This window comes from Leucobacter sp. gxy201 (assembly GCF_051043335.1).
Classification (GTDB): domain Bacteria; phylum Actinomycetota; class Actinomycetes; order Actinomycetales; family Microbacteriaceae; genus Leucobacter.
The window spans coordinates 360,618-383,908 of sequence record NZ_JAMXWS010000002.1; the positions used below are offsets into that span (position 1 = coordinate 360,618).

Annotated in this window: 21 protein-coding genes; 8 read left to right on the forward strand and 13 right to left on the reverse strand. The window is 67.3% G+C overall.

Annotation, left to right across the window (positions count from 1 at the left end; translation table 11 throughout):
* Positions 1–35: 35 nt before the first annotated feature.
* From NHL51_RS04520 to NHL51_RS04550, 7 genes are all read right to left on the reverse strand, one after another.
* Positions 36–311, reverse strand: coding sequence for a hypothetical protein (locus NHL51_RS04520; protein WP_434141985.1), 276 nt, complete (start codon positions 309–311; stop codon positions 36–38).
* An 11-nt stretch (positions 312–322) separates the two neighbouring features.
* Positions 323–2,290, reverse strand: a complete 1,968-nt coding sequence (locus NHL51_RS04525; protein ID WP_434141987.1) for a hydantoinase B/oxoprolinase family protein — start codon at positions 2,288–2,290, stop codon at positions 323–325.
* Complete coding sequence (locus NHL51_RS04530; RefSeq protein WP_434141989.1) at positions 2,290–4,407, reverse strand: hydantoinase/oxoprolinase family protein; 2,118 nt, start codon at positions 4,405–4,407, stop codon at positions 2,290–2,292. The genes NHL51_RS04525 and NHL51_RS04530 overlap by 1 nt, the downstream gene beginning before the upstream one ends.
* A gap of 138 nt (positions 4,408–4,545) precedes the next feature.
* Complete coding sequence (locus tag NHL51_RS04535; RefSeq protein ID WP_434141990.1) at positions 4,546–5,283, reverse strand: class II aldolase/adducin family protein; 738 nt, start codon at positions 5,281–5,283, stop codon at positions 4,546–4,548.
* The gene (locus tag NHL51_RS04540) at positions 5,280–6,035 is read right to left on the reverse strand and encodes an SDR family NAD(P)-dependent oxidoreductase (RefSeq protein WP_434141993.1); all 756 of its coding nucleotides are present in this window, start codon (positions 6,033–6,035) and stop codon (positions 5,280–5,282) included. Before NHL51_RS04540 ends, NHL51_RS04535 begins: the two co-directional genes overlap by 4 nt.
* 93 nt (positions 6,036–6,128) lie before the next feature.
* Entirely contained in the window at positions 6,129–7,643 is a 1,515-nt protein-coding gene (locus tag NHL51_RS04545) for an aldehyde dehydrogenase family protein (protein WP_434141995.1), read from the reverse strand.
* A gap of 241 nt (positions 7,644–7,884) precedes the next feature.
* Positions 7,885–8,670: an IclR family transcriptional regulator gene (locus NHL51_RS04550; protein WP_434141997.1), complete on the reverse strand. Its 786-nt coding sequence runs from the start codon at positions 8,668–8,670 to the stop codon at positions 7,885–7,887.
* A gap of 91 nt (positions 8,671–8,761) precedes the next feature.
* Here NHL51_RS04550 and NHL51_RS04555 point away from each other — a divergent pair, with 91 nt between their 5' ends.
* The gene (locus NHL51_RS04555; protein ID WP_434142001.1) at positions 8,762–9,424 is read left to right on the forward strand and encodes an MBL fold metallo-hydrolase; all 663 of its coding nucleotides are present in this window, start codon (positions 8,762–8,764) and stop codon (positions 9,422–9,424) included.
* 39 nt (positions 9,425–9,463) lie between these two features.
* Here NHL51_RS04555 and NHL51_RS04560 read toward each other — a convergent pair whose 3' ends face one another.
* A complete protein-coding gene (locus NHL51_RS04560) occupies positions 9,464–10,276 on the reverse strand; it encodes an HNH endonuclease signature motif containing protein (RefSeq protein WP_434142003.1) in 813 nt (270 codons plus the stop codon).
* Positions 10,277–10,374: 98 nt separating this feature from the next.
* Here NHL51_RS04560 and NHL51_RS04565 point away from each other — a divergent pair, with 98 nt between their 5' ends.
* Positions 10,375–10,695, forward strand: coding sequence for a hypothetical protein (locus NHL51_RS04565; RefSeq protein ID WP_434142006.1), 321 nt, complete (start codon positions 10,375–10,377; stop codon positions 10,693–10,695).
* Positions 10,696–11,266: 571 nt separating this feature from the next.
* Here NHL51_RS04565 and NHL51_RS04570 read toward each other — a convergent pair.
* The gene (locus NHL51_RS04570) at positions 11,267–12,058 is read right to left on the reverse strand and encodes an IclR family transcriptional regulator (protein ID WP_434142007.1); all 792 of its coding nucleotides are present in this window, start codon (positions 12,056–12,058) and stop codon (positions 11,267–11,269) included.
* 171 nt (positions 12,059–12,229) lie between these two features.
* Between NHL51_RS04570 and NHL51_RS04575 the strand changes: the two genes are divergently transcribed.
* From NHL51_RS04575 to dmpG, 6 genes are all read left to right on the forward strand, one after another.
* Complete coding sequence (locus tag NHL51_RS04575; RefSeq protein ID WP_434142010.1) at positions 12,230–13,801, forward strand: bifunctional 3-(3-hydroxy-phenyl)propionate/3-hydroxycinnamic acid hydroxylase; 1,572 nt, start codon at positions 12,230–12,232, stop codon at positions 13,799–13,801.
* A gap of 106 nt (positions 13,802–13,907) precedes the next feature.
* Positions 13,908–14,885: a VOC family protein gene (locus tag NHL51_RS04580; RefSeq protein ID WP_434142012.1), complete on the forward strand. Its 978-nt coding sequence runs from the start codon at positions 13,908–13,910 to the stop codon at positions 14,883–14,885.
* 1 nt (position 14,886) lies between these two features.
* Entirely contained in the window at positions 14,887–15,777 is an 891-nt protein-coding gene (locus NHL51_RS04585; protein ID WP_434142014.1) for an alpha/beta fold hydrolase, read from the forward strand.
* A 2-nt stretch (positions 15,778–15,779) separates the two neighbouring features.
* Positions 15,780–16,610 carry a 2-keto-4-pentenoate hydratase gene (locus NHL51_RS04590; protein ID WP_434142016.1) on the forward strand — a complete coding sequence of 277 codons (831 nt, stop codon included), beginning with the start codon at positions 15,780–15,782 and terminating at the stop codon, positions 16,608–16,610.
* A 33-nt stretch (positions 16,611–16,643) separates the two neighbouring features.
* Complete coding sequence (locus NHL51_RS04595) at positions 16,644–17,603, forward strand: acetaldehyde dehydrogenase (acetylating) (protein ID WP_434142018.1); 960 nt, start codon at positions 16,644–16,646, stop codon at positions 17,601–17,603.
* The gene (dmpG, locus tag NHL51_RS04600) at positions 17,600–18,613 is read left to right on the forward strand and encodes a 4-hydroxy-2-oxovalerate aldolase (RefSeq protein WP_434142019.1); all 1,014 of its coding nucleotides are present in this window, start codon (positions 17,600–17,602) and stop codon (positions 18,611–18,613) included. The genes NHL51_RS04595 and dmpG overlap by 4 nt, the downstream gene beginning before the upstream one ends.
* Positions 18,614–18,682: 69 nt before the next feature.
* Here the strand turns inward: dmpG and NHL51_RS04605 are convergent, their stop codons facing one another.
* The 4 genes from NHL51_RS04605 to NHL51_RS04620 are packed head-to-tail and all read right to left on the reverse strand — an operon-like array spanning position 18,683 to position 23,276.
* Positions 18,683–20,260, reverse strand: coding sequence for a sugar ABC transporter ATP-binding protein (locus tag NHL51_RS04605; RefSeq protein ID WP_434142022.1), 1,578 nt, complete (start codon positions 20,258–20,260; stop codon positions 18,683–18,685).
* Positions 20,257–21,429 (reverse strand): sugar ABC transporter substrate-binding protein, encoded by a 1,173-nt coding sequence (locus NHL51_RS04610; protein ID WP_434142024.1) that lies wholly within the window; start codon positions 21,427–21,429, stop codon positions 20,257–20,259. Before NHL51_RS04610 ends, NHL51_RS04605 begins: the two co-directional genes overlap by 4 nt.
* Before the next feature lie 44 nt (positions 21,430–21,473).
* On the reverse strand, positions 21,474–22,505 hold the full coding sequence (locus tag NHL51_RS04615) for an ABC transporter permease (protein WP_434142026.1): 1,032 nt from the start codon (positions 22,503–22,505) through the stop codon (positions 21,474–21,476).
* 42 nt (positions 22,506–22,547) lie between these two features.
* A complete protein-coding gene (locus tag NHL51_RS04620) occupies positions 22,548–23,276 on the reverse strand; it encodes a class II aldolase/adducin family protein (protein WP_434142028.1) in 729 nt (242 codons plus the stop codon).
* Positions 23,277–23,291 lie beyond the last annotated feature (15 nt).

Consider the following 23,291-nt stretch of genomic DNA (forward strand, 5'->3'; position numbering starts at 1 on the left):
GGGACAGCGCGCTCGGTCAGTCTTCGGATATGCGTCTACATCCGCCAGCCGCGCACTTCCTCTTCGCCCTTCGGCACGATCTCAGTCGAGAGCAGCGTCAAGCATTCCGGGCAGAAGCGCTGCCGAAGCACGACCTCGCGATCAGAGAAGTTTGCGGGGTCGGCATGCACGCCGGGCCCTGCTGCTCTGGAGTCCTGCTCGCGTCGCACGGCGTTCGCGAACGCGTCGGCGGCGGTGCCGACAGTTGCTGCGCAGTGCTTGCAACGCACCACTCGGTCTTCGCCGAGCTCGAGATTCATATCGATCTGCATGGTCTTTCCTTTCAACTCGCGAGCCCGGCTCGTTCACGACGGAGCTGCTTACGCCGCGCTTCCGAGGCGTCGAGGTCCGCATGCCCGGCATCGTCGAGTACGATGCCGTAGACGGTCGCTGCGGCGAGCCTGGACACCGACCCGTCGGAGACATCGGCGGCAACCCGTTCAGGGGATCGGCGCAGCGGGTCGCCGACACCGCCGCCGCCTTGCCAATGCGTGAAGTACACGTCGGTGTCACTCATATCGGTCTCATGGTGCACCGGCATCAGCTCGTTCGCACCGCCGATCGCTTCGAAACTCTGCGGAATCCGACCCTGTGCGAACTGCTCGCGCACATCGGTACCGCGCATGAGCACATCCCACTGAGTCGCTGCCGGATAACCGCCGGAAAGTCCGGAAGCCTGCGGTACCGCTTTGCCCGTCGCGGAGACGACGAGGTGCACACCTCCGATCGGCGAATCATGAGGAACGAAACAGCTCGATGCACCTACTCCGCCGCGGAACTCGCCGGGGCCGCCCGAATCGACTTCCTCCCGACGCCACAGGTAGAGCATCGGGAAGCTGAACTCGTTGATCTCTACATCGGCGACGCGCCCCATCGGAATGCAGTTGACTCCACCGGTGTCGACGCCGTCGCCGTCAACCTTCGCGCCGAGCCCTCCTGCCATCGAATCGCACAGCATCGTCACGAAGCCGCCCCCGCGCTGGTCGACGCCTGCGAGAAGCGCCAGGTCCCAGGTGCCGCAGCACACGCTCATCGCCGATCCGGCGAGGACTGGGTCGGTGTGCAGCATGCTTGCGATGGTCTCGGAGGCGGCGTTCTGAGTAGCCCACGCAGAGCTCACCGAGGCCTTGCCGATCCCGGCAGGGAAGGTGCAGTTGTTAATGGTGCCCGGCTCGCTGATGATCTCGAGGCAGCGGTAGATACCGCCCGGCGCCCAAGGGATATCGGGGCAGAGCATCGTCAGCACGATAGGCAGGATCCCGCCGCGCAGCCCCGCGAAGGTGCAGTTGATGATGCCCTCGACCTGCTCATCGGTGCCGGTGAAATCGAAGATCAAGCGGTCATCTACCTTGCGCATGTTGAGCACGATGCGGTGGATCTCCCGGTCCCCCGCCCTGCCACCGTCCTGATGCGCGACTGCCGACCATTCGCCGTCAGGAAGCGAGCGCAGCTTCTCGCGCAAGCGTCCCTCAGCATCGTTCATCATGCGCTTCATCACGGCCTTCACCGTGTCGGGACCGTACTTCTCTACGATCTCGAGAATGCGCTCCTTCGCAACATTGTTCGCACCGATCTTCGCACGCAGGTCGAGGCCAATGAGCTTGGGCACACGCGAGCGCCGCAGGTACATGTCCTCGATGTCGACGCGGAGGCGTCCCTTCTCCACCACGGGTACCGGCGGGATCGGCAGCGACTCCCAGAAGACGTCGCGCCCTTCGACCGACCAGCTGCCCGGAGAGACCCCTCCGAGGTCGACCTGGTGCGCGACCGCGCCGGTCCAGCAGAACAGCTCGCCGTCATGGAAGACCGGGGCGAGCACCGTCACGTCGTTCTGGTGCAGGCCGCCTCCGACCCACGGGTCGTTGCAGAGGAACTGGTCGCCCTCGTGAATGCCGGGCTCCTCGAAACGATTCTCGAGCGTCCACCGCGCGGCCATATCGAGCGACGACCCGAGCTGGGTGTTGTAGAGACCCACTTGGATCGTCTCGCCGCCTTCGTCCATGATGCCTGCCCCGAAGTCGTTGCAGTCGGTGACGACCACTGATCCCGACATGCGCTTGATCGTGTCGCCCATCTCGTTGGTGATGGCGACGAGGCGGTGGCGCACGACTTCGTAGGTGAGCGGGTCGACGCCGGCGATCTGGTCGTCATCGACCGTGTGCAGCGTCAGGCCGCCGAAATCCTGCTCGGTATCCACCGGCTGCCCGTTCTGGGCGAACCGTTCCGAACCGGCGACTGGGATGAGTGCCATCAGTTCTTCTCCTTCGTTTCTGCCTCCGCGAAGCGGATGGCCAAGTTTCCAAAACGGTCAACCTTCGCGATCGTCCCGAGCGGCAGCGCGACGGTGGTCGTCGGAGCCTCGATGACGGCGGGACCGGCGATCGCCTGGCCGGCGCCGAGCGCGCGGTAGTCGTAGATCGCGGCATCCTCCTTGCCCCGACGCGGGTCGAGGAAGACCTCGCGCCGACCGCTCACTTCGGGAGCACCCGCGTGCACGGCGTACTCGGGCAGCTGAGGGCGGATCTTGAGCTTGCCGATAGCTCGCACTCGGTAGGTGAGCACCTGCAGGCCGGCATCTGGGAACCCGGATCCCTCGCCGTAGAGCTGCTCGTAGCGAGCTTCGAATGCGTCGCCCACACCCACCACGGCCCGCTCATCGAGCACGCCGCCGGGGATCGATGTCGAAACCTCCCCCATCTGCATCGTGTACTTCATGTCTACTTCGCGTTCGAACTCGATCGAGTCGAATTCGAGGCCCTGCTCGGCGAGGCCGGTTTCGAGCTCCAGTTCGAGCTCGCGGCAGATCGCGGTCATCTCGGCGGGATCGACCGGCATCGCAGCCGGCTGCGAGCGCTCGGCCGTGAGCACGATGTCACTGGCAGCGAGACCGTACGCGGAGAACACCGCGGAAGTCGACCCGATCGGCACGACGACCTCTTTCACACCGAGCTCGGCCGAGTAGCTGGCGCAGTGCATCGGCCCCGCTCCGCCGAAAGCGTAGAGCACGAAGTCACGCGGGTCGTTGCCCGAGTCGACGACGACCTTGCGCACGAGGTCCGCGGTCTGCGCATTCTGGATCGCATAGATCGCGGCGGCGGCCTCATCGACCGTCATGCCGAGCGGGTCTGCAATGGTGCGCTTCATGATCGCCCGCGCACGCTCGACCGACAGCTGCTTCTTGCCACCGAGGAAGTTGTCCGGGTTGATGATGCCGAGAATCAGATCCGCATCGGTTACTGTCGGTTCTTCACCACCGTCGACGTAGCAAGCGGGGCCGGGGTGGGCGCCGGCGCTGCGCGGCCCGACCTTGAGGTTGCCTCCGGCGTCGATCCAGGCGATCGCTCCACCGCCCGCGCCGATCGTATGCACGTCGACCATGGGAGTGCTCACCGTGAACTGATTGAGAGTGGTCGAAGTCGCGGCAACGGGCTTGCCATCGATCACGAGTCCAACCAGGAAGGTGGTGCCGCCCATGTCGGTGGATATCACGTTGCTATCGCCGCGTGCATCTGCCAGACGGGTGCACCCGATCACACCGCCGGTGAGCACCGAACCGATGGTACTCACCGCGTACTTCGGGGCGATTTCAGAAGTGATGCAGCCACCGGAACCCTGCATGACGAGCAGCTTGCCGTTCAGGCCGCGCTCGCGCAGCTCTTCCTCGAGCGGGCGGAGATAGGCGCCGAGCTTCGGACCGACCTGCGTGTTCATGATCGTGGTCACGCTGCGCGAGTACTCGCGAATGCGCGGGCTGATCTCGCTCGAGATCGCGACGTAGAGTTCGGGCGCCTCTTCTTGGATGATCTCGCGGGTGCGGACTTCATGCGCATCGTTCTGGAACGACCACAGGTACGAGACGGCGATCGCCTCGACTCCGTCGGCGAGCAGGCTGCGCACGGCATCGCGTACCTGCTGCTCGTCGAGCGGCACGATCTCGGCTCCCTTGTAGTCGAAGCGCTCGCTGATCTCGATCACGCGATCGCGCGGCACGAGGCCGGCGGGCTTCGCAGTGCGGGCCATGCTCTGGATCTGGTCGCTTCCGAGGCCCGCGTAACGGCCTTCGAGGTTCATGATCCTGATCGAGTCGGCGTGGCCCTCTGTGGCGAGGAAGCCGACGTTCGCCACCTCGCCCGTGACGATCGCGTTGAGCGTCGAGGTCGTGCCATGCACGATGTAGTCGGTCTCCGAGAGCAGCTCATGCGTCGAGAGGCCGAGTTCGATAGCGAGTTCATCGATCGCGTTCAGAAAGCCGGTCGCGAAGTTCGGCGGCGTCGACGGAGACTTCGCGGCCGCCAACCGCTGCTGGTCGTCCGCCACGAACGCGTCGGTGAACGTACCGCCCGTGTCGATACCGATGACAAAAGACATCTTCCACTCCTTTGGGGATGTTTCGATCCGCTGCTCAGCGGATCTGTGAGTTTGAGCATAGGAAGACCGGAAACGGTCGTCCTAAGTGTTTCTGGCTGGCGGAAAGAGGCTCTCGTACGGAGACCTCAACCGGCCGTTCTATCGGGCTGCAGCTGGGCCTTCCAGTTTCCTCAGCAGGTACGACCATACGTTCGCCATCGCTCCGGGCGAATAAATGCGGTCGCGCTTCTCGACTGCCTCGGCCTCATCGGTCCAAGTGCTGATCTCACCGTAGCCCGCGGTGCGCAGCTGCTGCTCGCACGCCTCTTCGAGCAGCAGCGCCGTGATCGTCGCGCTCCGCAGATCGGGCCCGACGGCAGCGATCCCGTGATTCATGAGGAAGACCGCGTTGCGATCGCCGAGCTGCTTCGCGACATCGGCCCCGAGGCCCATGGTGCGGATCAGGTCGGAGGTATCGGCGTAGACCGGCGGCGATCCCGGCGCGAAGTGCGTAGCCTGGTGACTCACCGGCAACAGTTCGGATCCCGAGGCGGCGAGCGCGACGGCGTGCGGCGGGTGGATGTGCACCACGCCGCCGACATCCGGGCGGGCCTTGTAGATCTCGGTGTGGATCGGGTACTCGAGATGCGCCACGCCCTCGCCGTCGAGCACATCGCCCTCAGGGGAGACGAGATGCACGTCTTCGGGGGAGATCTCCGAGAGCCCGATGCCGGAGCGCTTGATCCAGGCACCGCGGCCCTGCGGGTCGCGCGCGGAAGCGTGGCCCCAGATGAAGTCGTCGAGTCCGGCTGCGCCGATGATCCGCGACGACTGAGAGACGAGCAGGCGGATCTCGTCGATCTGCTCCGTGGTCGGAGTCTGAACTGAAGTATTCATCGGTGGTAGAGCCCTCCGTTGACGCTGATGGTCTGCCCGGTCACATACCCGCTGTCGTCCGACAGCAGGAAGGCCGCGACCGCGGTCATATCGTCGGGGCCGGCCTTCCGGCCGAGCGCCGTGTTCGCGAGCATCGCCTTCGTCTGTTCCTCGGTCACCGTATCGCGAGCGACCTCGGTGTAGACGGGTCCGGGCGAGAGGGTGTTCACGCGGATGCCGAAGCCGCCGAGCTCTTTCGACATCCCGTAGGTCATGCCGGTGACAGCGGCCTTGCTCGCGGTGTAGTGCAGGTAGTTGGTGCGCCCCATCGGCACCGAATCGGAGCCGATGTTCACGATGCTGGCCTTGCCCGAGGCCTTGAAGAGTTCGAAGAGCGCGGTGCTGAGCTGCCAGACGCCCTTGAGGTTCACGTTCATGAGCAGATCCCACTCGCGCTCCGTGATCTCCCAGAAGGGGGCCATGCGAATGGTCGAGAAGATCGCGGCGTTGTTGATGAGTCCGTCGCAGCGGCCGTAGTCGGCAGCGAGCCGGTCGGCGAGCGCCCGGCACGAGTCGACGGATGAGACGTCGATCGCCACGGGTACAACTCGTTCGCCGAGCGAAGCGGCGAGCTTCTCGACCCCGTCGAGGTTGAGGTCGGCCGCGATCACGGTCGCCCCTTCCGCGACGAGGCGCCGCACGTAGGCGGCTCCGATGCCCTGGGCCGCGCCGGTCACGACGATGACCTTCTCGTCCAGTCCTGTGTATCCCATTTCTGGTCCTCTCCTTGTTCCGCGCAGCCGGTCTGCTTCGACCCGGTCCGCGCTGCTACTGATGCCTGCACTGCGCCCTTGACGGCGGTCGCGTCAGTATGTGATGTTGATGGTCTTGAGTTCGGTGTAGCTGAGCAGTTCTTCCATGCTTTCTTCGCGCCCCATGCCCGACGATTTCACGCCGCCGTACGGCACGTTGAGGAAGTGCTTGGAGGAGTCGTTGATCCAGGTGAAGCCGGCTTCGACGTCGTGCACGACCCGCAGGGCACGACCGATATCGCTGGTCCAGACGCTCGCGGTGAGGCCGTAATCGAGGGCGTTGGCGATCTCGAGGGCTTCCTCTTCGGTATCGAAAGGGATCACCGACAGTACGGGGCCGAAGATCTCCTCGGTGACGACCCTGCCGTCGAGCGGCAGCCCGGTAATCACGGTCGGGGGCACGAAGAGTCCGTCGCCGAGGGCGGGGTCGGCGGGCTTCTCGCCGCCGGTGACGATGGTGCCCCCTTCGGCGCGCGCCTGGTCGATGTAGCCCATGACGGTGTCATAGTGGCGTTCGTGGATGACGGTGCCCTGCTGCGCCTCGGGGTCGAGGGGGTCGCCGAGGCGGTGGCCCTCAAGATTCTGCGCGATGCGCTCGACGAGACGGTCGTGAATTCCCCGCTGCACGAGCAAGCGCGAGTTCGAGCCGCACGACTGGCCCGACCAGGTGAAGTTCATGCCGGCGATGGCGCCCTGCGCGGCCTTATCGAGGTCGGCGTCATCGAACACGATCATCGCGTTCTTACCGCCGAGCTCGAGCGATACGCGCTTGAAGCCGGTTTCGGCGGCGGCCCGGGAGATCGCCGCTCCCGTCGACTCCGAGCCGATGAAGGCGATCTTCGCGACTCGCTTGTGGCGTACGAGCGAGTCCGCGAGGGCGCGACCGCGAGCGGTCGATACCTGGAGCACGCCGGCGGGGAATACGTCGCGCATGAGCTCGCCGAGGCGCAGCGCCGACAACGGGGCGACTTCAGGCGACTTCAGAATGACGGGGCAGCCCGCGAGGATCGCGGTGAACACCTTCGCCGCGAACATGAAGGGATGGTTGAAGGGAACGATGCGCACCACGACGCCGACAGGTTCGCGCACGGTGAGGTGCAGCCCGCGGCTGGCGGGGATCGTCGTGCCCTTGAGCTCCATCGCAATGCCCGCGAAGAGTCGCATGTGCGCGAGGGCGAGGCCGATGTCCATGTTGGCGTTGGCGAGCGTCGAGCCAGCGTCGATCGCGTCGAGGAAGGCGAGCTCATCGCGGTGCTCCTCGATGATGTCGGCTGCGCGTGTGACAGCCGCGATGCGCTCGGGCATCGGGGTCTTGGCCCAGCCCTTCTTCGCGGCCCAGGCCGCCTCGGCGAGCACGTCGGCGTCGCCGGCGTCGCCGCTCGGCACGGTCGCGATCGCGTCTCGGGTGAACGGGCTGATGCGCTCGAACGTGGCGCCGTTCACCGCACCTCGCAGTTCGCCGTTCACGAGGAACCGCCACTCGCGGTCGCGCACCGCATGGTGGCCGCCGGTCGTGTCGATCCGGGGCGGCGCGCCCTGGTCCGCCGCCCGTTCCGTCATACTCGCCATCGAGATCTCCTTCCAGTTCCTGCCCTCGGTCGGTGAACCGAGGTCGCAGAAATGCGACGGATCACCCTCGCAGAGTCAGCTCAGAACTTCGGTATGCCTTGCACCGACCTCTTGCGTTCGAGGTTGGCCCCAGGCTATGAAGCCCGACACTGCTACTCGTATGACTTTCTGCTGGGAAGAAAGCAACCCGGGCACCGGCAAGTGCCTCAGAAGGGCGTGCACAGGTCTTGGATGGTCGGTTTCAGTCCTCGACCTGGAGCTGATCTCCGAGCAGCGTCGCAGCTCGTGCGATCTGGTCCATGCGATTCGCGTCGGCCAACAGTGCCTCGAAGCGATCGGCGGGAGTCAGCACAGCAATCGTGATTGAACGGGTACCCGTATATGAGGTCGGAAGAGCGACCGCGCTCACGCCCTTCACGGCATCTTCCCGCGACAGCGCAAAGCCTCTGGTCTTCGTCCGGTTCAACTCCCTCACCAATGAGCCGAATGCCTCATCATCGAGTGCCGTGCTCGCACGCTCCGCCGCCGGTCCTCGGAAAAGATGCTCGAGTTGTTCTGCACTGACTCCCACTAGCGCAGCTCGACCAGCCGCGGTCGTGTACGCCGGCAGGACTGCACCGCTGCGATCCATCTCCGCTCGACCATTCGTCCCGACCGCAAGGAGCACTCGCGCATGCGGTCCGACCCTCAGCGTCAGGTTCACCGTTTCTCCGACCTCGGCAGCAAGTCTCTCGATGATCGGTTCGGCGATCTGCCTCAACTGATCGACGTCCCGCGACATGAGGACCGGAGCACCCAAAGCGGGGCCAGGCAAATACTGGCGTTTGGCATCCTGCACGGCGAACCCGTGGAACACCAGCATCGCCATGATTCGATGAGCTGTCGAAACTCCGATATGTAGTTCTTTCGCAACATTGCTCACCCGAATCGGGTTGCCATCACGCAGCATGTGAATAACGCGCAAGGTCTTGTCCACCGACCCCAGTGCATAGGCCGGCAGGTCGAGATCCCGCACGTCACGCTTCATGATTCATATCGTAGGGCTCTCGAGTCTGATCGCCGCCGTGCGACCGCCTAGGATGCCTCACGGAACACGGATGTTCGAGAGGATTCTGGTTATGGAGATCACACGGTTCGGTCAGTCGGCGGTGCTCGTGGAAGACGGGGAGACGCGCATTCTTCTCGACCCGGGCACGCTCTCGGGCGACGCGGTGTTCGAAATCGATCGCCTCGATGCCCTGCTGATCACCCATGAGCATCAGGATCACGTCGACCCGGACCGCATCGGCGCACTGCTCGCGGCCAATCCCGCCGCACCCGTGCACGCGCCCGCCGCTGTGCTCGAGCTCATCGGGCTCGCGGGCGACCCGCGTGGCCGCATCGCTGTAGCAGGCGCCCCGTTCTCGATCGGAAGCATCGGCATCGAGCCGGTCGGCGAACTGCACCAGGTCATCCTGCCGTCGATGCCGCGCTGCACGAACGTCGGCTTCGTGCTGACGGGCGCCGACGGCGTGCGCGTCTTCCACCCCGGCGACAGTTACGAGACTGTGCCTGCAGGGATCGATCTGCTCGCCCTGCCGCTGCTCGGCCCGTGGAACAGCCTCCGCGAGACGGTCGAGTTCGCGAGCGCGGTCGCGGCGCCCCGCGTCTTCCCGATCCACGATGTGCACCTGAGCGGCACCGGCTTCGCCCTGTTCTGGTCGCTGATCACGCAGTCGGCCGCGCCCGGCGTCGCGTGCCTCGATGTCGAGCAGGGCGTGTCGTTCTCAACGACCCCGTAGCCCGGCGCGCACCACAGCCGAGCGGTCAGCGCTCTCCTGTCAGAAGGGTGGGGGTTCGCCGGTCTCGACGAACCTGACCCGGCCCTCCGGCACCGTCCGGGTCTTCCGGTCGGTCGGCGAGGTCCATTCGTAGGTCGCGTCCGGCAGTTGGACCACCCGCCAGCCTCCGTGATGCTTCACGAGATGATGGTTACGGCACAGGAATCCGAGGTTCGTCATCGCGGTCTCGCCGCCGTCTTGCACGGCGATCGTGTGGTCGATATCGCACCGGAACCCCGGCATGCGGCAGCCCGGCCACCGGCAATGCACGTCTCGGACCTGGAGCTTGCGCTTCTGATCCGCCGACGGCACCCGCGATGCGACCTCACGGATGTCGCCGGTACCGGGATGCACGGTGACTTCCGTCCACGAGGTCGCGGCCCCCGCGATGCGGCGGGCCATGTCGGCCGGGATGGGGCCGCAGCCCTCGAGCTCGGGCTGGAGCGTGGACTGTGGTCGTGCACCGGGGCCCGAGGATGCTTCAGTATCGGGGTCGCGTGCCATGTCGGTGTCGAGGCCGGGGTCGAGGTCGGGGTCGAGGTCGGTGTCGAGGTCGTCCGCGTGGACGATCACCTGCACGATGCCCTGCACATTCCCCGCAGCCGTCGACTCCGCCTGCGCTGCCGCATCCGCGACAATCTGCGCGCTGTCTTCGGTGGTGAAGTCGATGCCGAGGAAATCGGCGAGCAGATCCGCCCGGATCTCCCCCGCACCCCGCGGCCGCACCACCGGCAGTTCAGTGCCCTGCTTCTGGGCGTCCTCCCGCGCTGCGCGTGCCTCTGCCGCCTCGGACTGGGCGGTAGCTTGCGCCATACGGGTGAGGCGCGTGTAGATCGCTGCGCCCGATCCACCGGCAGATACGCGCACAACAGCGCCATACCGTCGCCTGCCGTCTCGATCCACACTCGTCGGTGCTGCTGTTCGCGTGCATGCCGGTCATCGATCGATTCCAGCGCATACCGTTCCGCGATACGCCTCGCATACGGGCGCAGCTGGTTCGGAGACACGGTGCGGGCCTTGTCGAGCACGAGCCGCTCATACACCGCACGACGATCTCTGATCTCCGAAGTATCTTCACTGCCGGGGATACCGATGATGCGGCCGGCCTCCGCGATCACGCCCGCATGCTGCGGCGCCACCTCCCCCGCCTCGAGCGCCGACACGACCTGCGCGTACTGGGTGGTGAGCTCGACCGCTTTCTCGATGCGCTGCTGCACCGACTGCTCCGATAGTTTCACGGACGCCGCGACATCCGCCACCGCGCTCCGGTATGCGAGCGACCGCTCCACCGGACCATCCCCCGCCTTCCCGGCGCCCGAAGCGGCTTCACTCGAGCCCGGCTCCCGCACCACGAGGCCCGCGTGTTCGGCGGCAGCGACGGCCCGCACATACGCGTGCGCCCGCAGACGTTCCGCCTCCAGCGCGCGGGAGCGCCGCTCGATATCCTCGACCCACGACACCGCCTGATCCAACGCCGCAAGATTGCGACTGCCCGGCCCGAACACCCCCACCGGCACCGCACCCGAACGAGCACCCACACCCGCCCCGGCGCGAGCATCGGCAGCACCCGCACGCGCCTCAGAAGCACTGGGCTCCGCGGGCGAAAAACCTGGGCCCTGGGGCGCGTGGTCTGGGGTGGTGAACATGCTTCTATTGTCCCAGTTCCCACCGACATTTGCACCCCGAAAAGTGCTTCTGATCAGGAATTGTGGATAACTCGCCCGATTTGAGCGAATCCGCCCAAAACGCCACCCTGTGGAAGAAGAAGGTAGCCCGAAGAACCCCGAGAATCAGACCCAGGTCTCACATCGTGCGGCTCGCGTGCGGCAGCGCGCTGGCCTGTCTGCGCAACGCATCGATGGTCTCGCGCAGGGCGCGCTCGCTCGCCTCCAGATCCATATCGGCGAGCGCACCGGCGACCGAGAGCGCCGCGATCGGGCCGCTATGACCCTCGGTCAGAATCGGTGCGGCGATGCAGGCGACGCCTGGCGCCGATTCCTCCTTCTCGATCGCGATGCCATTCGAGCGCACCCGCCAGAGCGCGGCCCGCAGTGCGTCGGGGTCGGTGATGGTGCGCGGCCCGAGCCGCTCGAGCCCCGAGGCGATCAGCCGCTCGCTGACCTCGGGCGGCGAGAAGCCGAGCATCGCCTTGCCGAGCGCGGTCGCATGGGCGGGCACGCGACCGCCGATGCGACTCGGAATCATGGGGGTCGTGCGCGAGCGCAGAATCTCGATGTAGACGACATGCGACCCGTCGAGCACCGCGAGGTGCACGGTCAGCCCGGTCGTATGCCGCAGCCCGACCATGTGCGCATAGGTGAGCCGGCGCAGGTTGCGGGGCCGGGACGCCTTCTCGCCGAGCTCGAAGAACCGCAGGCCGAGCACATAGCCCTCCTCCTGCGCCTCGACGAGCCCGTGCGGCAGCAGCGATCGCACGATGCGCGCGGTCGTCGATTTCGGCAGGCCGGTGCGGCGCGAGATCTCCCCGATCGAGATCGGGGCACCGTGCTCCGCGACGCAGTTGACGATCGCGGCGATGCGATCGACCACCGCGGTCGGGTTGTCCCGCTCAGCGGGATGCCTCATCTGCGCCATATCGACCACCCTGTTTGCAATCGCGCCCGGTTCGAGCCCTCAGTCTCGCCCATACAAGCACACCTCGAAACCACCCGTCTCACTCAGTGGCACGGATGCTGGGGCATTCGGCCCGCCGCGACCTAGCTTGGTCGCAGTTGCAGAGGTCAAGGACGATCTGAAGGAGAAGCGATGCACCACGCAGACAGCACGGAGACGTTCGACGTCGACGTCGCCATCATCGGTTACGGCCCCTCGGGGGTGATCGCCGCGAACACGCTCGCCTCGCGCGGGCTGAGCGTCGCAGCGATCGAACGCGACATCGATATCTATCCCCGCGCCCGCGCCGTCACGGTCAACGACTGGACGATGCGCATCTTCCAGGAGCTCGGCCTCGACGAGGACGTGCTGAAAGTCGTCGATCCGCAGCGCGCCCTGCGCTGGGTCGCCTACGACGGCACGGAGCTCATGCGCGTGAGCTTCACCCCGTCGACGCTCGGCACCGTCGAGGGCACGCGCTTCTACAACGTCTACCAGCCCGCGATGGAGCCGATCCTGCGCGCGGGAGTCGAGCGGCAGCAGGGCTCCGTCGAAGTGAGCTTCGGATGGGAGTCCATCTCGGTCGAACAGGACGAGACCGGCGTCACCGTGACCTCGCGCAACCTCGAGACCGGCGAGGAGCGCCGCGTGCGCGCCCGCTACCTGCTCGCCTGCGATGGCGGCAGCAGCGCGACGAGGCGCACGCTCGACATCCCGCTGCTCGGCGACACCCTCGATGTGCTCTGGATCGTCATCGATTGCAAGGTGAAGCGCTGGTGGCCCGACCGCGACTACCTCACCTTCTGGTCCGACAAGCAGCGCCCAGTCGTCGACATCCCCCTGCCCCTCGGCAACCACCGCTGGGAGATCCCGCTCCGCGAGAACGAGTCCGAGGCCGACTTCACGACCGAGGAGCAGGTCTGGCCGCTGCTGCGCGACCTCGGCGTCTCGCCCGACGACGTCGAGATCCACCAGCACGCCTTCTACCGGCACCACGAGCGCATGGCCGAGCGCTGGCGCGACGGCCGCGTCTTCCTCGTCGGAGACGCCGCGCACCTCATGCCGCCGTGGGCCGGCGCGGGCATGCAGTCGGGCATGCGCGACGCCTACGACCTCTCGTGGAAGATCGCCCGCGTGCTCGACGGCACGGCTCCCGAGGCGATCCTCGACACCTACGAGACCGAGCGCCGCCCGAACGTCGACTTCTTCACGAACCTCGCGATCGGTCTCGGCAAGATCATCAAGCAGGAGCTCAGCGACGAGGAGCTCGCCGCCGCGACGGCCCCGCCGCCCCCCGGCGTCGAGGTGCCCGACGCGCCGCTGATCGCTCCCCCGGTGCTCGTGGACGGCTGGCTGCGCGGCCCGATCGGCGATGACAGCATCATCGGCCGCATGGCGCCGCAGCCCCGCGTCGAGACGACCGACGGCTGGATGCTGAAGCTCGACGAGGCCCTCGGCCGCGAGTACGTGCTGCTCGGCGACGGCATCGACCCGGCCTCGCTGCTCACCGCCGACGAGAAGGCCGCCTGGGATGCCCTCGGCGCCCGCTACCTGGTGGTGCGCCAGCGCGATCAGGGCACCGACACCCCCGACGAGATCGTCGATCTACAGGGATCGCTGCAAGCCTGGATGCAGCGCTACGGCGTGCGCGCCGTCGCCCTGCGGCCCGATCGGTTCGTCGCCGCGGCCGACACGAGCGGACTCGCCGCCCCCGACTGGGCATAGCGGCGATCCCTGTCGAGCGCCCTCGCACCCCAGCACCCCGCACCGAAGCACCGAAGCACCGCGGCGTCGCCCGCACCCGCACACCCCGAATCGAAAGAAGAAGACGATGACGTTTCAGCACTACCCGGAGGTCGCCAAGCTCGGCGCCGCGCACCTCTTCACCCCCGATCTCGAGAAGTCGCTCTGGTTCTTCCGCGACGTGATCGGACTCGAGGTCACCGCGCAGACCGAGACCAAGGTGTACCTGCGCGCCGCCATGGAGCGCGAGCACCACAGCCTCGTTCTCGAGGCCGGCGACCGCGCGCGCCTCGATCATGTCTCGTGGCGGGTGAAGCGGCCCGAAGACCTCGAGGGCTTCCACACGCTGCTCACCGAGAACGGCAACGAGGTCGCCGTCGAGGCGCCGAACCGCGAAGACGGCTACGGCAAGTCGCTGCGCCTGCAGATGCCGTCGGGCCACAAGTTCCGCCTCTACTACGATGTCGACAAGCCCGGCGTCGCCGAGGCCGACCGCTCGGTGCTGCTCAACCAGCGCTACAAGTCGTGGAACCGCGGCATCGGCGTGCGCCGCATCGACCACGTCAACCTGTGGACCACCGAGAACCCCGAGGCGCAGCACGACTGGCTGACGCAGAACCTCGGGTTCAAGCTGCGCGAGTTCATCCAGACTCCCGGCGGCCGCGTCGGCGGCTGGATGAGCGTCACGCCCCTCGTGCACGACGTCGCCGTGATGCAGGCCGGCCCGCACGAGACGACACCGGCGCGCATGCACCACCTCGCGTTCTGGCTCGACAACGCCGCCGACGTGCTTCGCGCCGCCGACATCTGCGTCGAGGCCGGCATCATCCCCGACCAGGGCCCCGGCAAGCACGGCGTCAGCCAGGCGTTCTTCCTCTACGTTCGCGACCCGGGCTCGGGCCACCGCGTCGAGATCTTCAGCAACGGCTACCTCATCTTCGACCCCGATTGGGAGCCGGTCGAGTGGGGCATGGACGACATCGCGACGGCGCTCACCATGTGGGGCCCGACCGACTACGTGCCGCACACCGATGACAACATCATGAACACGACGACGGAGGCCTGACATGACCACAAGCACTGCGACCGCCGGATCGGCAGCGCACCCCGGTTTCGCGGTGGAGCGCATCCGCACTGGCGACATCACGACCGAGTACCTCGATTCGGGCGGCGACGGCGACGTCGTGCTGCTGCTGCACGGCGGCGGCCCGGGCGCCAACGCGCGCACCAACTGGCAGGGGTTCATCCCGGGCCTGTCGGATCGCTACCGGGTCATCGCGCCCGACATCTTCGGCTGGGGCAACACCGATCACCCGGCCGAGGGCGAAGCGCCCGGTTCGAAGACGGCATGGATGCGCGCCCGCGTGAACCAGATTCTCGCCCTGCTCGACGCCCTCGGCATCGACAGGGTGCGCCTCGTGGGCAACTCGGCCGGCGGCGCGCTGTCGCTGTGGATCACGGTCACCGCCCCCGAACGGGTCGAGGACATCGTGCTCATGGGCAGTGCGGGCGGCAAGATGGCGGCCCCGCCCACCGAGGTCATCCGCATGGTGTCGTTCTACAAGGATCCGACGCAGGCGAACCTCGAGGCGCTCACCCGCTGGTTCGTGTACGACGAGAGCACGCTCGGCTCGTCGATCGAGGACATCGTCGAAGACCGCTTCGCCGAGGTCAGCCGCCCCGAGATCCGCCGCTCGTTCACGTCGATGTACGCGACCCCGACGTCGCCCGCCGAGATGACGCTGCCGCTGTCGGCGCTCGTGCGCATCAAGCACAAGGTGCTGCTCGTGCACGGCCGCGAGGATCGCTTCATCACACCCGACTCGTCGGTCTACTTCAACGGCCTGCTCGAGAACTCGCAGCTGCACATCTTCGAGAAGTGCGGCCACTGGGTGCAGATCGAGCGCCGCGACGGCATGCTCGCGCTCGTGCGCTCCTTCTTCGGGGGCGAGCTCTAGCCATGGCGCTCACCGAGCAGCAGCGCGAGGAGCTCGCGGCGGCACTGCGCCGGGCCGAGACCACGGGCGAGCCGATCGAGCAGCCCTCGGCGGCATCTCCAGGGATCGCCGGGTCCGGCCCCGGCTCCGGCCTCGAACTCGACGATGCGTACCGGGTGCAGCAGCTCGGCATCGCACGGCGGGTCGCCCGGGGCGAGCGTGTGGTGGGGCGCAAAGTCGGCCTCACCTCGCTCGCCATGCAGCGGCAGCTCGGCGTCGACAGCCCCGATTTCGGGGTCGTCACCGACGCGATGGTGCTGGACGTTGCCGGGGCGCTCCCCCTTCGCGAGCTCATCTCGCCGAAGCTCGAGCCCGAGTTCGCGTTCCGCATCGACCGCGCGCTGCCCGCGTCGCCCACCGTCGACGAGGTGCGCGACGCGATCGGAGCGGTCGCGCTGTCGATCGAGATCATCGATTCGCGGGTGCGCGACTGGCGCATCGGCCTCGTCGACACCGTCGCCGACAATGCGTCGTCGGCGCGCATCGTGGTCGGCGCGTGGCGCGAAGCGAGCCCGGAGCTGCTGCGGCAACTGCTCGAGACCGAGATCGTCATGACCCGCGACGGCGAGCGCGTCGCTTCGGGGCCCGGTTCGGCCGTGCTCGGCGACCCGGTCGTCGCGCTGCACTGGCTCGCGGAGGCGGTCGGCCGGTACGGGCAGGCGTTCGCCCCCGGCGAGGTGGTGCTCGCGGGCGCCGTCACCGGCGCCGTCGCGGTCACGACCGCCGACATCGGATCGATCTGGCGCGCCGAGGCCGCGGGCTTCGCACCGGTCTCGCTCGGCATCGCCGCGTAGCCGGACACATTTCTCGACAACCAAGGAGGACAGATGTCGAAGACGAAGGTCGCCATCATCGGCTCGGGCAATATCGGCACCGACCTGATGTTCAAAGTGCTGCGCTCGGAGGGACGCCTCGAGATGGGCATGCTCGTCGGCATCGACCCGGCATCCGACGGCCTCGCCCGCGCGGAGCGGCTGGGCGTAGCGACCACCGCCGACGGCGTCGACGGCCTCATCGCGAGCCCGGGTTTCGACGGCATCGGCGTCGTGTTCGACGCCACGAGCGCCTCGGCGCATCGGGCGAACGCCGAGAAGCTGCTGCCGTTCGGCAAGCGGCTCATCGACCTGACGCCCGCGGCGATCGGCCCCTACGTCGTGCCGCCGGTGAACCTCGACGAGCACCTCGATGCCCCCGACATCAACATGGTGACGTGCGGCGGTCAGGCGACCATCCCGATCGTGCACGCGATCGCATCGGTCGCCCCGGCGCTCTACGGCGAGATCGTCGCCTCCATCGCATCGCGCTCGGCGGGCCCCGGCACGCGGGCCAACATCGACGAGTTCACCGAGACCACGGCGGCCGCCATCGAGCAGGTGGGCGGGGCCGCGCGCGGCAAGGCGATCATCGTCATGAACCCGGCGGAGCCGCCCATGATGATGCGCGACACCGTGCAAGTGCTCACCCGGCCCCTCGCCGACGACGAGCGCGCACGCGTCGCAGAGGCGGTGGCGGAGCGCGTGGCGGAGGTCGCCGAGTACGTGCCCGGCTACCGCCTGAAGCAGGAGGTCGTCTTCGACGACGAGCAGCTCGATGTCGGGCTGCTCGTGCCCGCCGAGCACCGTCGCACCGACGGCTACACCCGCGTCACCGTGTTCCTCGAGGTCGAGGGAGCCGCGCACTACCTGCCCGCCTACGCCGGCAACCTCGACATCATGACCTCGGCGGCGCTGCGCACGGCCGAGCGCATCGCCGCGTCGCCCGCCACCGCTTCGAAGGAGTCCGCATGAGCACCAGCACCCCCGTCTTCCTGCAGGACGTCACCCTGCGTGACGGCATGCATGCGATCAGGCACCGGATCACCCCGGAGCTCGTGGCGCGCATCGCCCAGGCCCTCGACGCCGCGGGCGTCGACGCGATCGAGGTGGCCCACGGCGACGGCCTCGCCGGGGCGAGCCTCACCTACGGGCCAGGCTCGCACGACCCGCTCGAGTGGATCGAGGCGGCGGCATCGGTCGTGCAGCGCGCCCGCCTCACGACGCTGCTGCTGCCCGGCATCGGCACGATCGACGATCTGCGCGCAGCCTTCGACCGCGGGGTGCGCTCGGTGCGCGTCGCCACGCACTGCACCGAGGCCGACGTGTCGCGGCAGCACATCGAGACCGCGAAGTCGTGGGGCATGGATGTCTCGGGGTTCCTCATGATGGCGCACTTGAACGACCCCGCGTCGCTCGCGCAGCAGGCGAAGCTCATGGAGTCGTACGGCGCCGACTGCGTCTACGTCACCGATTCCGCGGGCCGGCTCACCATGGACGGCGTGCGCGCCCGCATCAGGGCCTACCGCGATGCGCTCGACGAGCGCACCGAGATCGGCATCCACGCACACCAGAACCTCTCGCTCGCCGTCGCGAACTCGGTCGTCGCGGTCGAGGCGGGCGCGCTGCGCGTCGACGCCTCGCTCGCCGGGCACGGAGCCGGCGCGGGCAACACCCCGATCGAGCCGTTCGTCGCGGTCGCCGAGCTGCAGGGCTGGGAGGTCGCGGCCGATCTCTTCGCGCTGCAGGATGCGGCCGACGACCTCGTGCGCCCGCTGCACGATCGCCCCGTGCAGGTCGACCGCGAGACGCTCTCGCTCGGTTTCGCCGGCACCTACTCGAGCTTCCTCAGGCACGCCGAACGAGTGGCCGCAGGCTACGGGCTCGATGCCCGCGCGCTGCTCGTCGAGGCCGGCAAGCGGGGGCTCATCGGCGGGCAGGAGGACATGCTCGTCGACGTCGCCCTCGATCTGCAGGGCGCCTGAGGCAGGCGAACGCAGTAAGCGGCGCATCGCTTCGGACGAACCGGAGACGATGCGCCGCCGCGCCGTCGATCACGCGGCCACTGCGCCGGCTCCGAGCAGGACGGCGGAGGTGATCGACTCGGTGGTCAGGGAGTCCCCGCTCAGCTCCGCGACGATACGGCCGTCTCCGATGACCAGTACGCGATCGCAGAGGTGAGCAAGATCCTCGTACTCGACGCTCGCCACGACGGTCGATAACCCGGCCTCCGCCGAGTCGGCGATCAGTGTGAAGATATCCGACTTCGCGCCGACGTCGACGCCGATCGTCGGCTCGTGGATGACGAGAACCGAGGGCTCCACCGACATCCATTTCGCGAGCACGACCTTCTGCTGGTTGCCGCCGCTGAGGTTGCTCGCCGCGAGTCGCGCATCGGGCGGCCGCACTCCGAACCGCTCGAGCAATCGCTCGGAATCAACCTGCTCGGCCCGTCTGTCGAGCCCCCCGCGCTTGACGAAGTCGCGCAGCCTCGGCAGCACCATGTTCTCGCGCAGACTCAGGTCGAGAGCGAGCGCACGACGCTTCCGATCCGCAGGTACGAGGGCGAGACCGAGCCGCAAGCGCTCCGAGATGGATGCGCGCCGCGGGTCTATCTCGGTCCCATCGATGAGGATCGACCCATCTGCCCCCGCCTCGGGGTCGACGAGAGCGTAGGGCAGGTCCTCGAATCCGGAACCCACCAGACCGGTGACCCCGAGCACCTCGCCTCGGCGCACTTCGAACGACACTTCGGTCAGTCGATGGTGCGACAGACCTCGTACTCGAAGGGCGGCTCCTCCCTCTTCCAGAGCAGAGCCCTCCCGCTCGGGGTAGAAGGAGTCGATCTCGCCTCCGACGATCTGCTGCACGAGACCGTCCGGAGTCAGGTCGGCGACCGCGCTCTCGGTGACGATCCGGCCCGCTCGCAGTACGGCGACCCGGTCGGCGGTGGCGAGGATCTCGTCGATGCGGTGCCCGATGAGCAGCACGCCGACGTGCTCCCGGTTCGCGAGCTCGCGCACCCAGTGCAGGAGCTCCTGCGAGTCGGCCTTCCCGAGCGAGGCCGTCGGCTCGTCGAGCACGAGGCCGGTGATGCGCTCGCCGGGCTCGGTGCGCAGCGCGCGGATGACGGCGAGCTTCGCCACCGTCGCGATCGGCAGCTCGCTCGGGTCCCGGTCGAGGTCGATGTCGATTCCCCAGCGGTCGAGCATGGCCTGCACACTGCGGCGTTCGGATCGCCAGGCGATGCGCCCGAGCCACCCGGTGCGGTAGACACCGATGAGCATGTTCTCGAGAACGGAAATGCCGGACACGAGCATCGAGTCCTGGTGCACGAAACGCATGCCCGCGGCCCGGGCTTCGTCTGCGCGCACCTGCCCCTCGACTCGGTGGTCGCCGATCATGATCTCCGAACCGTTATCCGGGGCCTGGTACCCCGAGATGATCTTGACGAGCGTCGACTTGCCCGACCCGTTGGCGCCGACCAATGCCGTGACTCGTCCGCGCGGGATGTCGAGGTTCACATCGGTGAGCACGGGAATGCCCTCGATGTACGACTTCTTCACATTGCGGAGCCGGATGGCGGGCCGGTCCTCCGCCCCGCCATCCGTGAGCAAGGCCGTGCTGGTCATTTCTGCCAGAGCTCCGTGAAGAACTTATCGACGGTACCGGCGCCGCTGTACCACGAGCTGTCGTTCGCCGACGCCTCGTCGAGCGTCAGTTCGGCGACGTTCTCCTTCGTGAAGATGCGGGCCGGCGGGTGCACGCCCGCCACTGTCGGCTCGCCGGCCATCGCTCGCAGCGCGAGGTCCGCCTCCTGCCAGCCCTGCGCGTTGAGATCGAGGCCGATCATCGCGTGGATGAGGCTGTCGGGCTGCGCCAGCTCCTGCATGAAGGGCAGATTGCCGTTCACCGTGATGACCTTCACCGATCCCGCTCGCCCGGCCTGCTGGATCGCCGGGTTCGTGAACTGGGTCATCGGGTCGAATACCGGGAAGACGTAGTCGATGTTCGGGTCGCGCGACAGCGCGCCGCTCACCGTCTGCCCGAGGTCGGTCGCCCAGTTCGCGAGCGTGACGCCCTGCACGGTCACCTTGCACTGCGGGCAGAACTCCTGCATCTCGGCTTCGAAGCCCTCCTGCTGGCTGATCGATCCGACGACGTCGGGCGTTGTGATGATGAGCACGTTCGCGCTGGCATCGGAGTCGGAGATGATCCAGTCGGCCGCGAGTTGGCCGCTCAGTGCGAACGGCTGGCTGCTGATACCCGACACCTCGGCGGGCATCGGATCCTCGGCGGCTCCTGCGGCTCCGACGAGCACGGGGATATCGGCGGCCGCTGCCGCCTGCAGGGAGTTCAAGTACATGTCGGGTTCGGGCCCGTCCACCTGGATCGCGTTCGCCTGCTGCGCCGTGGCCTGATCCACGCAGGTGCCGATGTCCACGGGGTTCGCCTTGCCGTCGCATTCCTTGACCGCGACTTCCTGCGATTCGAGCGCCCGCTCGAAGTTTCCTCCGACGGTCACGAGGAAAGGATTCTGCGAGGTCATCGGCACCCACCATACGGTGGAGCCGACGGCCGATGAGGCATCGAATGCGGGGCCGTCGTATTCGAACGGCTGCGCCGCACTGTACTGGTCGATCCGGTCGAGCACCTCTTGCGCGACCTCGGCATTCGTGCCGTCGCCCGGGGCATCGCCTCCGGCACCGCTCGAACAGCCGACGAGTGCGAGTGCGGCCGCAGCCGAGATCGCGGTGATGAGCGTGAGGCTCCGTCGCCTCACGAGCCTGGAAGTACGCATGACTCCACGCCTTTCTGATGAATGTTGATGGGAGGGGGAAAGTTCTAGACGAGATTCTTCTTGCGGGCCCGGACGTAGACGATCCGCGAGATCGTCACGGCGAGGATGACCGCAGCGCCGTAGAAGACGTTGTTGACCCAGGACTCGGCGCCGAGCAGGATCAGGCCGTTGATCCCTGTCGCGAGGAACAGCACCGCGATGATCGTGCCGATCGGATTGTGACTGCCCGGGTCGATGATGGCCGAACCGAGGAATGCGCCGGCGAAGGCTGGCAGCAGCAGCGTCTGCAGCGAGGTGGGCTGCAGGCCTCCCGCGATGGAGACGACCATGACCCCGGAGAGGCCCGCGAGGAAGCTGGTGACGACGAATGCCCCGAGCTTCAGCTTCGCGACCGGTAGGCCGGAGAGCCGCGCGACTTCGGCATTCTGACCGATGAACACGATGTGCCGGCCGACCGCGGTGTGGCGGTAGGCGTACCAGAGCAGAATGCCGATCGCGATCGAGATCCAGAAGGCGAGGTTGATTCCGAGCACCGGTGTGTTCACGAACCGTCCCAGCTCGGGCGAGACGCCGGTGATCGTGAGCGTGTTGCTCAGCCAGACCGAGAGCCCGACGAGCAGCGTGCTCATACCGAGCGTCACGACGATGCTGGCCACCCCCACCCTGATGGTGAGCAGACCGTTGACCAGCCCGACCAGCACCGAGATCGCGAGCGCCGCGACGATCGACACCGCGATGTCGATCTTCCAGACGCCGTTGAGCTGGCCGACCGTCGTCGCGGCGATCGTCATAGCGCCCGCGATCGACAGGTCGATCTCCCCGGCCGCCAGCACCGGCAGCACCGAGAGGGAGAGCAGGATCAGAGACGCCTGCGAACTCAGCATCGCGGACAGGTTGTTCGTCGTGAGGAACACCCCCGGCGAAAGCACGCTGAAGAGCAGGAAGATGGCGACCCAGACCAGCACGATGCCGTAGCGATAGCCGATGCCGTTCCATCGGTTTCGCGACGGCCCTCGCTCGTGCTGCTGTGGGTCGGAATCAGCCGCGTGCGATCGCGGTTCCGATACGAGTGTCATGTCAGACTCCTTTGTCTGTCGGTGTCGGTTCGAGGAGGACGCTCAGGATCGCAGCGCAGGGAGTTGGCGCACGAGGTAGTCCCAGACCTGGTGCCGCGCGTTGCCCCCGTAGATGTGCTCCCGCTTGGCCAGGGACTCCTCGGGACCGGACCAGCTCGGCTCGCCGCCGTACCCCGCGGTCAGCAGCTGCTGCCGGCAGGCGCGGTCGAGCACGACCGCGGCGACCGTCGCGGTCTGCAGGTCGGGGCCGACGACCGCCACGCCGTGGTTCACCAGGAACAGCGCTTCCGCCTCCCCCAATGCTGCGGCGACCGAACGACCGAGTTCCGTCGTCAGGATCAGGTCGGCGGTCTTCGTGAAGCGGGGGACGCCGTGCGGCGCGAAATAGTTCGCCTCGTGGCTCACCGGATGCAGCTCCGCCCCTGCGGCGGCGAGGGCGACGGAGTATCTGCTGTGCACATGGACGACGCCGCCGACATCGGGGCGCGCCGCCATGATCTCGGTGTGGATCGGGTACTCGCTGTGCCGCTGCCCGCCGCCGGCGAGCACCTCTCCATCGGAGTTCACGAGGTGCACGCGTTCCGGAGTGATCTCCTCCAGACCCCACGATGCCTGCTTCAGCCAAACGCCCCGAGCCTCGGGGTCCCGTGCCGAGACGTGGCCCCAGATGAAGTCGCCGCTGCCCGATGCCGCCATGATGCGGCTGGAGAGAGCGACGGTCTCCCGCAGTTCCTGGTAGTCGGTCATGATTTCCACTTGCCTTTCAGTCATTTCGTCATGCGTATC